This window comes from Streptomyces sp. NPDC046931 (genome assembly GCF_040644655.1).
Classification (GTDB): domain Bacteria; phylum Actinomycetota; class Actinomycetes; order Streptomycetales; family Streptomycetaceae; genus Streptomyces.
On record NZ_JBEYWX010000009.1, the window covers coordinates 259,022 to 273,573 of the forward strand.

General features: G+C 71.8%; 12 protein-coding genes and 1 pseudogene. 4 read left to right on the top strand and 9 right to left on the bottom strand.

The genetic code is table 11. The features are described from left to right. Positions 1-3 precede the first annotated feature (3 nt). Positions 4-1,167 carry a TDT family transporter gene (locus ABZ876_RS18995; RefSeq protein WP_361781992.1) on the top strand — a complete coding sequence of 388 codons (1,164 nt, stop codon included), beginning with the start codon at positions 4-6 and terminating at the stop codon, positions 1,165-1,167. Here ABZ876_RS18995 and ABZ876_RS19000 read toward each other — a convergent pair. Then, positions 1,094-1,813 carry a helical backbone metal receptor gene (locus ABZ876_RS19000; RefSeq protein WP_361781995.1) on the bottom strand — a complete coding sequence of 240 codons (720 nt, stop codon included), beginning with the start codon at positions 1,811-1,813 and terminating at the stop codon, positions 1,094-1,096. The two genes, ABZ876_RS18995 and ABZ876_RS19000, sit on opposite strands and share 74 nt — an antisense overlap. Before the next feature lie 45 nt (positions 1,814-1,858). After that, the gene (locus ABZ876_RS19005) at positions 1,859-2,437 is read right to left on the bottom strand and encodes an XRE family transcriptional regulator (RefSeq protein ID WP_361781998.1); all 579 of its coding nucleotides are present in this window, start codon (positions 2,435-2,437) and stop codon (positions 1,859-1,861) included. A 509-nt stretch (positions 2,438-2,946) separates the two neighbouring features. Here ABZ876_RS19005 and ABZ876_RS19010 point away from each other — a divergent pair. Together ABZ876_RS19010 and ABZ876_RS19015 are read left to right on the top strand one after the other, a co-directional pair. Further along, positions 2,947-3,876: a 5'-3' exonuclease gene (locus ABZ876_RS19010; RefSeq protein ID WP_361782084.1), complete on the top strand. Its 930-nt coding sequence runs from the start codon at positions 2,947-2,949 to the stop codon at positions 3,874-3,876. Positions 3,877-3,985: 109 nt separating this feature from the next. Further along, positions 3,986-4,828: a siderophore-interacting protein gene (locus ABZ876_RS19015; RefSeq protein ID WP_361782001.1), complete on the top strand. Its 843-nt coding sequence runs from the start codon at positions 3,986-3,988 to the stop codon at positions 4,826-4,828. 93 nt (positions 4,829-4,921) lie between these two features. Here ABZ876_RS19015 and ABZ876_RS19020 read toward each other — a convergent pair. Next, positions 4,922-5,251, bottom strand: a pseudogene (locus ABZ876_RS19020) (ABC transporter permease); the annotation flags it as partial. Between the two features lie 164 nt (positions 5,252-5,415). On the opposite strand from ABZ876_RS19020, the gene ABZ876_RS19025 reads away from it, so the two are divergent. Next, a complete protein-coding gene (locus ABZ876_RS19025; protein ID WP_361782004.1) occupies positions 5,416-6,357 on the top strand; it encodes an RluA family pseudouridine synthase in 942 nt (313 codons plus the stop codon). A gap of 4 nt (positions 6,358-6,361) precedes the next feature. Here ABZ876_RS19025 and ABZ876_RS19030 read toward each other — a convergent pair whose 3' ends face one another. From ABZ876_RS19030 to ABZ876_RS19055, 6 genes are all read right to left on the bottom strand, one after another. Further along, entirely contained in the window at positions 6,362-7,867 is a 1,506-nt protein-coding gene (locus tag ABZ876_RS19030; RefSeq protein ID WP_361782007.1) for a cytochrome P450, read from the bottom strand. Positions 7,868-8,011: 144 nt separating this feature from the next. Further along, a complete protein-coding gene (locus ABZ876_RS19035) occupies positions 8,012-8,632 on the bottom strand; it encodes an ATP/GTP-binding protein (RefSeq protein WP_361782010.1) in 621 nt (206 codons plus the stop codon). Beyond that, the gene (locus ABZ876_RS19040) at positions 8,613-9,029 is read right to left on the bottom strand and encodes a DUF742 domain-containing protein (protein WP_361782013.1); all 417 of its coding nucleotides are present in this window, start codon (positions 9,027-9,029) and stop codon (positions 8,613-8,615) included. The genes ABZ876_RS19035 and ABZ876_RS19040 overlap by 20 nt, the downstream gene beginning before the upstream one ends. Then, complete coding sequence (locus ABZ876_RS19045) at positions 9,026-9,433, bottom strand: roadblock/LC7 domain-containing protein (RefSeq protein WP_361782016.1); 408 nt, start codon at positions 9,431-9,433, stop codon at positions 9,026-9,028. The genes ABZ876_RS19040 and ABZ876_RS19045 overlap by 4 nt, the downstream gene beginning before the upstream one ends. Continuing rightward, positions 9,430-11,052 (bottom strand): ATP-binding protein, encoded by a 1,623-nt coding sequence (locus ABZ876_RS19050; RefSeq protein ID WP_361782019.1) that lies wholly within the window; start codon positions 11,050-11,052, stop codon positions 9,430-9,432. Before ABZ876_RS19050 ends, ABZ876_RS19045 begins: the two co-directional genes overlap by 4 nt. Before the next feature lie 633 nt (positions 11,053-11,685). Further along, positions 11,686-14,538: a DEAD/DEAH box helicase gene (locus ABZ876_RS19055; protein ID WP_361782022.1), complete on the bottom strand. Its 2,853-nt coding sequence runs from the start codon at positions 14,536-14,538 to the stop codon at positions 11,686-11,688. Positions 14,539-14,552 lie beyond the last annotated feature (14 nt).

A 14,552-nucleotide genomic window follows, 5' to 3' on the forward strand; every position in this document is an offset into this window, starting at 1 on the left:
GACATGGTCACCGCAGCCCCGCCCCTCGTCCTGCCCGGCGTCCCCCGACGGCGCGCCACCGCCGTACGGCAGCTCGGCCCGAACTGGTACGCCTCCGTCATGGGCACCGCGATCGTGGCGACGGCCGGTGCAGGTCTGCCCGCTGCCGGGCACGTGCCGGGACTGCGAGCCGCCTGCACGGCCGTATGGGCGTTCTCCCTGGTCCTGCTCGTGGTGCTGCTGTGCGCCCGCGCCCTGCACTGGATCCACCATCGCGACCGGGCCCGCGCCCAGCTCCTCGACCCTGCCGTGGCCCCCTTCCACGGTTGCTTCGCCATGGCCCTGCTCGCCGTGGGCGGCGGTGCCGTGGTGGTGGGCCGCGACTGGACCGGGCCGGGCCTCGCCGTCGCCCTGGACGCCGTCCTGTTCACGGCGGGCAGCGTCGCGGGCCTGGTCATCGCCGTGGCGGTGCCGTATCTGATGGTGGCCCGGCACCGCATCGAGCCGGACCAGGCCGGTCCCGTCTGGCTGCTGCCCCTGGTCGCCCCCATGGTCTCCGCGGCCCAGGGGCCGCCGCTGGTTTCACATCTGCCCGCGGGGCAGGGACGGGAGACCGTGCTGCTGGGCTGCCTGGCGATGGCCGGGCTGAGCCTGCTGGCCACGTTCGCGATGCTGCCGCTCATCCTCGCCCGGCTCGTCATCCGGGGGCCGCTGCCGCTCGCCTCGACTCCGACCCTGTTCCTGGTCCTCGGTCCGCTCGGCCAGTCCGTCACCGCCGCGGGCGCGCTGGCGGCCGGCGCGCCGGAGGTCGTGCCGTCGCCGTACGCCCGGGGCTTCGACGTCCTCGCTCTGCTCTACGGCGTTCCCGTGCTGGGCTTCGCCCTGCTGTGGCTGGCCCTCGCCGGCACGCTGGTGGTGCGTGCGCTGCGGCGGGGCATGGGGTTCACCATGACGTGGTGGGCGTTCACGTTTCCGGTCGGCACCTGTGTCACCGGGGCGGAGGCGCTGGCGCGGCGCACCGGGCTCGCCGTCCTCGACACGCTCGCCACCGGACTCTATGTGCTGCTCGTCGCCGCCTGGGCCGTCGCCGCCGTCCGTACGGCCCGGGGCGTCGTCAGCGGCGAGCTGCTCGCAGCGCCTCGGCGACGACCCGCGGAGCCTCGGTCAGGGACGGGCCGTACCAGGTGAGGTGCCGCCCGCCGACCAGCGCGCACGGCGTCCCGGGGAACGCCTCCGGGCCGTCCTCGGCCGTGAACCGGTACGGCTCGTCGGGCAGCACCACGAGTCCGGGGGCCGCGGCGCGCAGGTCCTCCAGGGGGATCCGGGGATAGCGCTCGGGGTGCGCCGCGTACACGTTGTCCACGCCGAGCCGGGCCAGGACGTCCCCGGCGAAGGTGTCGCGGCCCAGCACCATCCAGGGCCGTCGCCACACGGGCACCACGGCGGTCGTCCGGCCCTGGGGCACCGGCGGCCGCGCCCATGCGGCGCGGGCCTCGTCCAGCCAGCCCGGCGGGGCGGGCGCCCCGCACGCGGCCACGACCCGCTCCAGCTCACGGAACGCCGCCGGTACATCCCGCACCTCGGTGACGAGGACCTCCAGGCCCGCCTCCCGCAGGGCGGTGAGGTCCGGCTCCCGGTTCTCCTCCTCGTTGGCGAGCACCAGGTCGGGGGCGAGCCGGACGATCTGCTCGACCTTCGGGTTCTTGGTGCCGCCGATCCGGACGACGTCGAGGTCCGCGGGGTGACTGCACCAGTCGGTCGCACCGACCAGTGCGCCCGGCACGGAGGCGGCCACCGCCTCGGTCAGCGACGGCACGAGCGAGACGACACGCATCCCGGCCTCCTCGGGCATGTGGGCGGCGACAGGGTGTCCGGCAGGTCAGCGGCGCCGGCGCGACGGATCCTCGACCGCCTCGACATGGTCCGAGACCGCGACCACGATGACCCGGGTGTCCGGCACGGTCGCCCGCCAGCGGTGGCGCACTCCCCCGCTCAGGTACAGGGTGTCGCCGCGTCCGAGCCGGTGCGCCCGGCCCTCCGCCTCCACCTCGACGCCGCCCTCGACGACGTACATCAACTCGTCGTTGCGGTGCTGGAGTTCGCGGCCCTCGTCGTGGTCCCCGATGAACTCCATCGCGTGCAGCTGGTGGTGGCCGCGCACCAGCGGGCGCACCAGGGCCCGTCCCGGCTCCACGGCCTCGTCGTCGGCGCGCAGGACGTCCACGCTGCACGCCGGGTCGGCCGCCGCGAGCAGTTCGACGGCGGTGGTGCCGAGCGCGTCGGCAATCCGCTCCAGGGAAGGACGGCTGGGACGCGCCCGCTCGTTCTCGACCTGGCTCAGGAAGGGGACCGACAGGCCGCTGCGCTGGGCCACGACGGCGAGGGTGAGCTCCAGCGTCCGGCGTCGCCGCCGGACGGCGGCGCCCACCCGAAGGGGCTGCTCTTTGTGGTCGCCCATCGCTCCGGCTCCCTCCCTCACTCGTCGGTCCGCCTGCCGCGCCCGGCGGATGCCGCCACTGCCCGGTGGTGCGTCGGTGCACTGCCTCTGTGAGTTCTGTCTGCACCCTACGCATGTTCGGCAAACCGTTTCATGCGCCCGTCACATCGGTGTCACATACAAGAGTGGTGCGGGTCCACGTTCGCGCCACCGTACGAGCCATTCCGCCACCCCGCGCACACCGCTCCCGCCCCAGACGAAAGAGCTGATCAGAGGTGGCACAGGCGTCCCAGCAGCCCCTGCGCCCGGGTGCGGGGCGGGGCGCGCGGCCGGGACCGGGGGAGGCCGAAGCGAGCGGTCCCGCCGGTCGGGGGTCCGCGAAGGGGCCGCCGGCGGCGCCCCGGAGCCGATCGGGTTGTCCGGATCTTTCTCGTACGCCCGTACGGACGTTCTCATACGCCCGTACGCGGACCGAACGCCCCGGCGGCCTCCACAGGAGCCTTCGGGCCCTGTCCGTGCCGTACGGCATGATGCGGCAGGTGACCCGACGCCTGATGCTCCTCGATGCCGCCTCGCTCTACTTCCGCGCCTATTTCGGCGTCCCTGAGTCCGTGAAGGCCCCGGACGGCACGCCCGTGAACGCCGTGCGCGGCCTGCTCGACTTCATCGACCGACTGGTCCGGGACCACCGCCCGGACGACCTGGTCGCCTGTATGGACGCGGACTGGCGCCCGCAGTGGCGGGTGGAGCTGATCCCCTCCTACAAGGCGCACCGGGTGGCCGAGGAACACACGGCGGGCCCGGACGAGGAGATGGTGCCGGACACGCTCTCCCCGCAGGTCCCGGTCATCGAGGAGGTGCTGGACGCGCTGGGCATCGCACGCGTCGGCGTGGCGGGGTACGAGGCGGACGACGTGATCGGCACGTTCACGGCCCGCGCGCAGGGGCCGGTGGACATCGTGACCGGCGACCGCGATCTGTACCAGCTGGTCGACGACGCGCGCGGGGTACGCGTGCTGTATCCGCTCAAGGGCGTCGGCACGCTCCAGCTCACCGACGAGGCGGTGCTGCGCGGGAAGTACGGCGTCGACGGCCCCGGTTACGCGGATCTGGCGCTGCTGCGCGGCGATCCGAGCGACGGGCTGCCGGGCGTCGCCGGCATCGGCGAGAAGACCGCGGCGAAGCTGCTCGCGGAGTTCGGGGACCTGGAGGGAATCATGGCCGCGGTGGACGACCCGGCGTCCCGGCTCAGTCCGGCCCAGCGCAAGCGGCTCGACGAGGCACGGCCGTACGTGGCGGTCGCACCGAGGGTCGTACGGGTCGCCGGGGACGTCCCGCTGCCGCAGGTCGACACGTCCCTGCCGCGCGCTCCGCGTCACCCCGTGGCACTGGATGCGCTGGCGGCCCGCTGGGGCCTGGGCAGCTCACTGCAGCGCCTGCTGACCACGCTCGGCACCTGACATTGCCCGACACGCCTCCGCCCCGGGCATCGACTCTTCACGGAGGAGGTGTTAACTGAGAGGAGATGCTAACTTAGGTAAGCCTAAGCAAGGGATGGGGGAGAGCGTCATGGCAGAGCGCCCGGCAGGCAGGGCACGCAAGGCCCACTCCGCACAGGTCGTCCGCACGGAGCGGCTGACCCCGCATATGCAGCGGGTGGTGCTGGGCGGCGAGGGTCTCGCCGAGTTCGCGACGGGCGGCTGCACGGACCACTACGTGAAGCTGGTGTTCCCGGCCGACGGCGTCACCTACCCCGAGCCCTTCGACATGCAGCGCATCCGCGAGGAGTTCCCGCGCGAGCAGTGGCCCGTGACGCGGACGTACACGGTACGCGCCTGGGACCCCGAACACCGGGAACTGACCCTGGACTTCGTCATCCACGGCGACGAGGGCCTCGCCGGCCCCTGGGCTCTGCGCGTGCAGCCGGGCGAGACCGTGCGGTTCATGGGTCCCGGCGGCGCCTACGCCCCGGACACCGGCGCCGACTGGCATCTGCTCGCCGGGGACGAGAGCGCGCTGCCGGCGATCGCGGCCGCCCTGGAGGCACTGCCCGAGGGCGCCGAGACATACGCCTTCGTGGAGGTCGGGGGCCCCGAGGACGAGCTGAAGATCGACTCCGATGTGGAGGTCGTCTGGCTGCACCGCGGCGGCCGACCGGTCGGCGAGGCGCTGGTCGAGGCGGTGCGGGCGCTCGAGTTCCCGGCGGGCCGGGTGCACGCGTTCGTTCACGGCGAGGCCGGTTGCGTGAAGGAGCTGCGCCGGCTGCTGCGCATCGAGTACCGCATTCCGCGCGAGGACCTCTCGATCTCGGGCTACTGGCGCCTCGGTCACAACGAGGACGGCTGGCAGGCGTCCAAGCGGGAATGGAACGCGCGCATCGAGGCGGAGCAGGAGGACGCGTCCGCCGCGTGAGAACGGGCGGGAGGACGGACAGGGGCGGCACCGAAGCGGTGCCGCCCCTTCACCGTATGACGCCGTGTGACGCCATGTGATGCCGTGTGATGCTCACACCGACCGCTGGTAGGACCGGAACGTCCGGACGGACAGCCAGAGCGCCGCGACCGCCGGTCCCGGCAGCGCCCCGCCGCGGCCGAGCACATCCCCCCGGTCCGGGTGCGCGGACATCGCCGAACGGCCCGCGACCATCGCCCAGTCGAGCGGGTTGAAGTCGGCGATGTGCCGTATCCAGGAGGGCATCTGCGACGGCGCCATGAAGGCGGAGGCCAGGAAGGTCAGCGGAAGCGGCAGAAAGGTGTTGATCCCGATGATCGATTCCCTCTCCCGCACCAGCATGCCGAGTGCGTTGGAGAGCGCCCCGAAGACGGTGCCCAGGAGCCGCCTGAGGCAATACACACGACATATCGCGAATGGACGGGCCTCCGCAAGGGGCGCGAGGACGTGTGACCCGGCCTGGCTGCGCGCGGCACCGCACGACGCGGCCGGCGGCCACCGGCACTCCCACGTCACCCACTCCCCGGCACCTCGTACGCTTGGCCGTGATGCGACGCAAGACCCGGATCCCGCCCTCTCCCCTGCCCCAGCGCGACGGGGTCGACGCGGTACGGGTGAGGCTGCCGTTCGGGCAGGGCTGGGTCACCGTGCGGGACCACCTCGTGGCGCGGCTCGCGGCCGGGGACGGGGTGATCGACGGGATGCTGGACTCGGGGCTGATCGTCGGGGCCGACGGGCGACCGGTCACGCGCGACGCGGCGTATGTGCCGGGCATGTACGTGTGGTTCCACCGGGAGCTGCCCGAGGAGCATCCCGTGCCGTTCCCGGTCGAGGTGGTGTATCGCGACGAGCGCATCGTCGTCGCCGACAAGCCGCACTTCCTCGCCACGACCCCGCGCGGCAGTCATGTCGCCGAGACCACGCTCGCCCGGCTCCGGCGCGACCTCGGGATCCCCGCGCTGACCGCCGCTCACCGGCTGGACCTGCTCACCGCGGGCCTCGTGCTGTTCACCGTGCGGCCCGAGGACCGGGGCAGCTACCAGACGCTGTTCCGCGACCGACGCGTCACCAAGGAGTACGAGGCCGTCGCCCCGTACGACCCAGAGGTGGCCCTGCCGCGCACCGTGCGCAGCCGGATCGTGAAGGAACGGGGGGTCCTCGCGGCCGGGGAGGTGCCCGGCGAGCCCAACGCGATCAGCCGGATCGAGCTGCTGGAACACCGTGCAGGCCATGGCCGGTACCGGCTGCTCCCCGCCACCGGGCAGACCCATCAGCTGCGGGTGCACATGGCCGCGTCGGGGCTGCCGATCCTCGGCGATCCGCTCTACCCCGTGGTGACCGGCCCCCGGCCGGCCGGTGACTTCCGGCGCCCGCTCCAACTGCTGGCGCGGGTCCTGGAGTTCACCGATCCGGTCACGGGGGAAGCACACCGCTTCGTCAGCGGGCGGGTGCTCGAGGCATGGTCGGCGTACGAGACCTGGGCCGGGTAGCGGCTCAGTCCCCCCGCCACCACCGCAGCACCCGCCGCCACAGGCCGGGCCGGCGCTGCGGCGCCGCGGCCGGTTCCGGCACAACCGACCAGGCGGCGACCGTGTCCGGCGTGGCGGGCCGGTCGGCCGTCGGCTCCGTGCTCTGCGGCCCGGCGGTCGTGATCAGCCAGCCGGGGCGTTGCACCGGCAGCGGGCGCAGGGCGGGCCGTTGCCTCACGTCCTGCGGTGGCCTGGGCTCGAACCGCACCGGCAGCTCCACCAGGTGCCGTGACGCGATGGACGCCGTCCAGCGCAACTCGTCCTCCGCGCAGTCGAGCTGAATGTCCGGCAACCGGGTCAGCAGCGCGTCGATGCCGGTGTCGGCGATGGCGCGGCCGATGTCCTGGCCCGGGCACTCGTGCGGGCCGCCGCCGAAGGCGAGGTGGGAGCGGTTGCCCTGCATGCCGGCGGAGAGGTCCGGCCGTACCCGCGGGTCGACGTTCCCCGGCGCGATGCCGAAGAGCAGTCCGTCGCCCTTGCGGATGCGCTGGCCGCCCAGTTCGGTGTCCTGTTTGGCGAAGTAGCCGAGAATGCTGCTGAACGGCGGCTCGTCCCACAGCGACTGCTCGACCGCCTCGGGGACCGTCATCTGCCCGCCGTTGAGCTGGGCCCTGAAGCGGGGGTCGGTGAGGATCACGCGCAGCACGTTGGCGATGAGGTTGGCCGTGGCCTCGTAGGCGGCGATCAGGACCAGCCGCAGATGCTCCCTGATCTCGTCGTCGGTCAGCCGTGCCGGGTGGTTGACGAGGTGGGTGGTGAAGTCGTCCTCGGGCTGGGTGCGGCGGCGGGCGGTGAGCCGGGTCAGGGCGTCCACGATGTACTGGTTGCTGGCGATCGCGGTCTCGGTGCCCTTGAGCATGTCGCGGGCGGCGTGCACGATCCGGTCGTTGTACTCGTCGGGCATGCCGAGGACCTCGCACATCACCGCCATCGGCAGGTGGTCGGCGAACCGGCCCACCAGATCGGCGCGGCCCTCCTCGCAGAACCGGTTGACGAGGGCCTGCGTCGTGCGGTTGATGTACCGGCGCAGTCCCCGGTAGTCGATGGTCGACATGGCGCCGGTGACCGCGCCGCGCAGCCGCAGGTGCTCGTCGCCCTCGGCGTAGGAGCAGATCGGCTGCCAGGCGAAGTGCGGGGTCAGCGGGTGGTCCGGCTTGATCCGGCCGGACCTCAGCGGGGCCCAGATGCGGCTGTCCCGTGTGAACTGCGAGGGGGAGCGCACCATGTGCAGGTTCTCGCTGTGGCCGAGCACCACCCACATCGGCACGTCGTCGTGGATCAGCACCGGGGCCACGGCGCCGTGCTCGGCACGGAGTTTCTCGTACAGGGCTCTCCGGTCTTCCGCCTCGGGACCGTAGAGCCGGCGCACTCCGCCGGGGCCGAGGCCGTGGGCCGGACAGCCGGGCGGCGGGACGGGCGTGTCGTCGGAGGTGAGGTCCCTGTCGGTCAGGGAGTGGGATTCAGGCGTCACGATGGTCGCTCCGAAACGTCGGGGGCATCCGGTGTCTGGGGTGGGGTCGGGCATCGCCGGGGCGTGCCCCGGTCAGGCGGGGGCGTGTGCCACAGGTCAGGCGGGGGCGTGTGCCACAGGTCAGGCGGGGGCGTGTGCCACAGGTCAGGCGGGGGCGTGTGCCACCGCCAGGGAGTGCAGGAAGCGCATCAGCGTCATCAGGACCTCACGGCTGGAGGCCCGGCGCCGTGCGTCGCACTCGACGATCGGGATCTCCTCGGGCAGATCGAGGGCTCCGCGCAGCTCCTCGACGGGGTAACGGGGCGCGTCGGGGAAGGAGTTGACGGCGACCACGAAGGGCACGCCGCGCTCCTCCAGACGGCCGATGACATCGAAGCTGACCTCGAGCCGACGGGTGTCGAGCAGCACCACCGCACCGAGCGCGCCCTCGAACAGGCCGTTCCACAGGAACCAGAACCGTTCCTGACCCGGGGTGCCGAACAGGTAGAGCACCAGCTGCTCGGTGACGCTGATCCGGCCGAAGTCCATGGCCACGGTGGTGGCCGTCTTGGTGTCGGAGCCGTAGTTGTCGTCGACCCCGATGCCTGCCTGGGTCATGGTCTCCTCGGTCGTCAGCGGCCTGATCTCGCTGACGGAACCGACCATGGTGGTCTTGCCGACCCCGAAGCCGCCCACGATCACGATCTTCACCGCGGCCTGTGTGGTGTGCGGCAGGTGGTCCTGGGCCCGTGGACCGGGGACGGCGTCAGAGCTTTTGAAGTCCATGCATCACCGCTTCGAGAAGGGATCGGTCGGGCACCGCCTGGCGGACGATCGGGGCGCGTGCCTGGACCAGTTCGGCCGTCAGCAGGTCGGTGAGCAGGAACGTCACCACGCCGAACGGCAGACTGAGATAGGCCGAGATCTCGGCCACGGACAGGGGGGCACGGCACAGCCGCAGCAGCGCCGACTGTTCCGGCGTGGCGGTGGGCGGTGGGTCGGCGCTCGTCACGATCAGGGTGACGAGGTCGATGGGGGCGCGCTCGCCCCCGGCGGCCGCTCCGGTGAGGATGTACAGCCGCTCGGGGTTCTTCTGCTCGCCCTCCTTGGGGCCGCCTGCCGCGACGGGCTCCGGCGGGTGCTGTTCCCTGGGTTGACGCCGGCGGCGTTGCGGAGGAGTCATACGGTCTGCCCGTTGCGCCGCGGCGGGCTCGTCAGATGGGAACCGATGCGAAGGACGAGGTCGCGCATGCGGTTGCTCATCAGTCCGGCCTCGGCGACCGTGTCGGCGAGGACCGCGAGGTAGGCGTTGGGGCCGGCCGCCATCATGTAGAAATAGCCGCCGTCGATCTCGATGATGACCATGCGCATCCGGCCGTCGCTGTCCGGGATCTCGCCCGCGACCGCTCCGGCCAGGCTCTGGAGCCCGGCGCAGGCCGCGGCGATGCGGTCGGCCGCGTCCGGGTCACCGCCGTAGCGGGCGATGCGCAGACCGTCGGCGGACAGCACCACGACCTGGTGGATGCCCGGCACGCCGTCGGCGAGTTCCTTCAGCAACCAGTCGAAATTTCCTCGCTGCTGGATCACTTGTGGTCCCCCTCGTCGTCGGCCTGGGCAGGGGCCGGCTCGTCGTTGCTGGTGAATGCGTGCGGGTCGGCGGCCGGGGGCCCGGCGGAGAAGGCGTTCGGGTCCGGGGCGGTCTTGAGCCCGTTCATGAACGCCTCGACCCACAGACCGGGAGCGGGCTCTTCCTTCTCCGGTTCGGGCTCCGGCGTCCAGGGGGCGTGCGTCGCGGCCTCGACGGCCTGGGCGGCGGCCTCCGCGGCGGCGGCCTCGGCCATGCGCCGGCTGAGCGGGGTCTTCACCCGGCTACGGCGCTGCGGCAGACCGTTCGGGGTCCACTCGGTCACCACCGGGGCGTCGTCATCGGTGGCGAACTGCTCCGGGACGCGCGGCCCGGTGGTCGGACGGCGCCTCTTCTGCACCCGGTCGGGTCCCTTGACCCCTTCGTTGTCCAGGGTCGGCACGGAGGTGGCGCCGATGCCGTGCGCGAACCCCGGGGCGGGGTCGGTGGTCAGCATGTCGTTCGGGATCACGAGGATCGCGCGGACGCCGCCGTACGCCGACTGCCGCAGCGAGATGTGCATGTTGAACATCGTCGACAGGCGTCCCACGACGGCGAGGCCGAGTCGCGGCGCCTCACCGATCTCCTGGACGTCCACACCGGCCTGGGCCTCGGCGAGCATCCGCTCGACCTTGGCGCGGTTCTCCTCGCTGAGGCTGATCCCGCCGTCCTCGATCTCGACGGCGATGCCGGTCTGCACCTCGGTGGCGGTGATGTGCACCTTGGTCTGGGGCGGGGAGTAGCGCGTGGCGTTGTCGAGCAGCTCGGCCGCGGCGTGGATGATCGGCTCGACGGAGGTGCCCTTGATATTGACCTTGGCGATGGAGTGCAGCTCGATGCGGGTGTACTCCAGGATGCGGGACATCGCTCCGCGCAGCACGCTGTAGAGCGGCACCGGCTGGGGCCACTGGCGGCCGGGCCGGCCGCCGCCGATGACGGCGATGGAGTCGGCGAGGCGGCCGATCAGCGCGGTGCCGTGGTCGATGCGCAGCAGGTCGTCGAAGACCTCGGGATTGCGGCCGTGGTCCTCCTCCATCTCCCTGAGTTCCTTGGCCTGCTGGTGGACGAGCGCCTGGACCCGGCGGGCGATGTTGACGAAGGCACGCAGCGCGGAGTCGCGCCGCGCGATCTCGCGGTCGACGATCTGGAGCACGGTACGCAGCAACTGGCGCTGGGGATGCGGCAGTCCGCGGAAATGAGGGTTCTCGTCGACGACCGTTCGGATGACCTCCGCGGGGGAGATTCCGTCCCGGACCGTGTCCAGGGCCCTGGGCACGATCTCGGTGCGGAAGAACTCGAGGTCGTCGTCCTGGGCGGCGATGCGCTGTTCGAGGTAGGCGGCCCGCTGTGCGAAGTCGGCGCGCAGCGAACGCAGTGCGCGGTCCCGGCGGGCCGCCAGGACCGAGACGGCGGTGACGAGGAGCGTGGCGACGGCGCCGAACCAGCCGACGGCGGACCGGGCGGGGGCCGTCACCACGACGACGGCGGTCCCGGTGGCCGCGGCCATCAGTATGGCGGGCAGCAACAGCGCGGGTGCGTAGGGAAGTTCACGGCCACCGGGAGGCGATGGAACACTCACCATGTATGCCCTCTGAGACGAATCGGCTGGATCGGGTGCTTGCCTGACAAAAGCGGGGTAGATACCGGAAAGGAATCCGGCATCGAAGGATCTTCCATATATCGGGGAACAAGCGCACGATTACGCCTCAACTCGGTGCGCCGCGGGCGAGCTTAGTCCGACCGGATCATCGCCATGTCATATTCAGCAAGCACCTGAAATGCCCATGGGGGCAGGAGTACGCTCGACTCCTTTTGCACACAGAGGCTCTGTTCGCACACGTTGTGTGACGGGGAACAGGCGTCGGCAACAAGCCACCCGCGCGGGTGACGTTCCCCCTTCACGGATGACGTGAGCGCCCTTCAGGGACGAGGGTCGCCCGGGCTCGATCCGACCACCGCCCGGGCTCGATCCGACCATCGGCAGTGCAAGCCGGCTGCGCCCGCGTACGCGGGGGCGTCACGACGTACGCGGGGCGTCACGACGTACGCGGGGGCGTCACGGCGTACGGGGAGGGCGTCACGGCGTACGAGGGCCGGCGGGGCACACCCCCACCGCTGACCGCTCCGGCCACCCGGGCCGGTGCGGGCGCGCGCCTTCCCGGACCGTCTCGCGGGACGGTCCGGGAACCCGGTCACGACTTGGAGGAGCGGTGGGTCAGCCCACCGAGGAGTAGGCGACCACGCCGCGCAGCAGGCCGTCCACCGCCTTGCGCGCGTTCTTCACCACCGTGGAGCCCTCGGCGGGAGCCGCCGCCGCGATCTGGCCGAGGACGTCGATGACCTGCTTGGTCCAGCGGACGAAGTCCCCGGCCGGCATCTCTGCCTCGCGCAGGACCTCGTCGAGGCTCTTGCCCTCCGCCCACATGTACGCCGCCCAGGCGAAGCCCAGGTCGGGCTCGCGCTGGCCCACGCCCTCGGTCTGGGTGATGCGGAAATCCTCCTCCAGGGCGTCGAGCCTGCCCCAGATCCGCACCATCTCGCCGAGCGCGGCCTTCGCCTTGCCCGACGGCAGCTTCGGCGCCATCGCGTCGTCCCCCACCCGGGCCTCGTACACCAACGCCGAGACACACGCGGCCAGTTCGGCCGGGGCGAGCCCCTCCCAGACGCCCTCGCGCAGGCATTCGCTGGCCAGCAGGTCCAGCTCGCCGTACAGCCGCGCGAGGCGTTTTCCGTGTTCGGTCACCTCGTCGCCGCGCAGGTAGTCCAGCTCGGTGAGCAGGGCGACGATGCGGTCGAAGGTGCGGGCGATGGTGTTCGTCCGGCCTTCGATGCGGCGCTCCAGCTGGGAGGTGTCGCGCATCAGGCGGTGGTAGCGCTCCGCCCAACGGGCGTGGTCCTCGCGGTCGCTGCACCCGTGGCAGGGGTGGGCGCGAAGGGCCGTGCGCAGCCGGGCGATCTCACGGTCGTCGGCGGCGGGGGAGCGCTTCTTGCGGTGCCGGTCCGGCGGGATGTGCCCGGCCTTGGTGCGCAGGGCGGAGGCGAGATCGCGACGGGACTGCGGCGAGCGGGGGTTGAACGACTTCGGGATGCGCATTCGCTCCAGCGCCTCCACGGGCACCGGGAAGTCGATGGACGCCAGCCGCTTGACCTGCCGCTCGGCGGTGAGGACCAGCGGGCGCGGGCCGTCGTGGTACTCCAGGCCTCGGTGGCCGCCCGCACGGCCTGCGGACAGCCCGGGGTCCAGCACCAGGGCCAGGCCCGCGTACTTGCCGGTCGGCACGTGGATGACGTCACCGGGCTTGAGGCGCTCCAGGGCGACGGCGGCCTCGGCGCGGCGCTGGGCCGCGCCCTCGCGGGCCAACTCCGTTTCACGGTCCTTGAGTTCGCGGCGCAGCCGCGCGTACTCCTCGAAGTCACCGAGGTGGCAGGTCATGGCCTCCCTGTAGCCGGTCAGGCCCTCCTCGTTGCGCTGCACCTGGCGTGAGATGCCCACGACCGACTTGTCGGCCTGGAACTGCGCGAAGGACGTCTCCAGCAGTTCGCGGGACCGGTGCCGGCCGAACTGCTCGACCAGGTTCACGGCCATGTTGTACGACGGCTTGAAGCTGGAGCGCAGCGGATACGTCCGGGTGCCCGCCAGGCCCGCGAGGTGCTCGGGGCTCATCCCGCGCTGCCAGAGCACGACCGCATGGCCCTCGACGTCGATCCCGCGACGGCCGGCGCGCCCGGTGAGCTGGGTGTACTCACCGGGGGTGATGTCGGCGTGCTGCTCGCCGTTCCACTTGACGAGCTTCTCCAGCACCACGGAACGGGCGGGCATGTTGATGCCGAGCGCGAGGGTCTCGGTGGCGAACACCGCCTTCACCAGGCCCCGCACGAACAGCTCCTCGACGACCTCCTTGAACGTCGGCAGCATGCCCGCGTGGTGGGCGGCGATACCGCGCTCCAGGCCCTCCAGCCATTCGTAGTAGCCGAGCACATGCAGGTCCTCGGGAGGGAGGGAGGCGGTGCGCTCCTCGACGAGCGACCGCACCTGTTCCCGCTCCTCCTCGTCGTTGAGCCTGAGGCCCGCGTACAGGCACTGCTCGACGGCGGCCTCGCAGGCGGCCCGGCTGAAGATGAACGTGATCGCCGGCAGCAGGCCCTCGGCGTCGAGGCGCTCGATCACCTCGGGGCGGCCCGGTGTCCACACCCGGGAGCGCTGTCTGCGCTCCCGCTCACGGTCGGCCTCGCGCATGGCGCGGCCCCGCCTGCGGTCCTGGTAGGACGGGCGGGTGGCCTCCATCCTGGCCAGGCGCGTCAGGTCGGGGTTGACGGCCTTCTTGTGGCCCTCGCCCTCCTCGAACAGGTCGTACATCCGGCGGCCCGCCAGCACATGCTGGAACAGCGGAACGGGCCGGTGCTCGGAGACGATCACCTCGGTGTCGCCGCGGACGGTGTCGAGCCAGTCGCCGAACTCCTCGGCGTTCGAGACGGTCGCCGACAGGGACACCAGCGTCACCGACTCAGGCAGGTGGATGATCACTTCCTCCCAGACGGCGCCGCGGAAGCGGTCGGAGAGGTAGTGCACCTCGTCCATCACCACATAACCGAGGCCGAGGAGGGTCCGAGAGCCCGCGTACAGCATGTTCCGCAGGACCTCGGTGGTCATCACGACGATCGGGGCGTCGGAGTTGACGCTGTTGTCGCCGGTGAGGAGACCGACCTTCGCCGCGCCGTAACGACGGCACAGGTCGGAGTACTTCTGGTTCGACAGCGCCTTGATGGGTGTCGTGTAGAAGCATTTCCTGCCCTGCTGGAGGGCGAGGTGGACGGCGAACTCGCCCACGATCGTCTTGCCGGAGCCGGTGGGCGCGGCCACCAGCACGCCCTTCCCCGCCTCGAGCGCCTGGCAGGCCTCGATCTGGAAGGGGTCGAGGCCGAAGTCGTACATCTCGCGGAAGGAGGCGAGCGCGGTGGCCTGCTCCGCGGCGCGCCTGCGTGCTGCCGCGTATCGCTCGGCCGGTGAGAGGTCCTCTGTCATCGTGCTTTCGAGCGTACCGGGCACCGCTGACAACACGACGATCATTATCCGGATCCCCC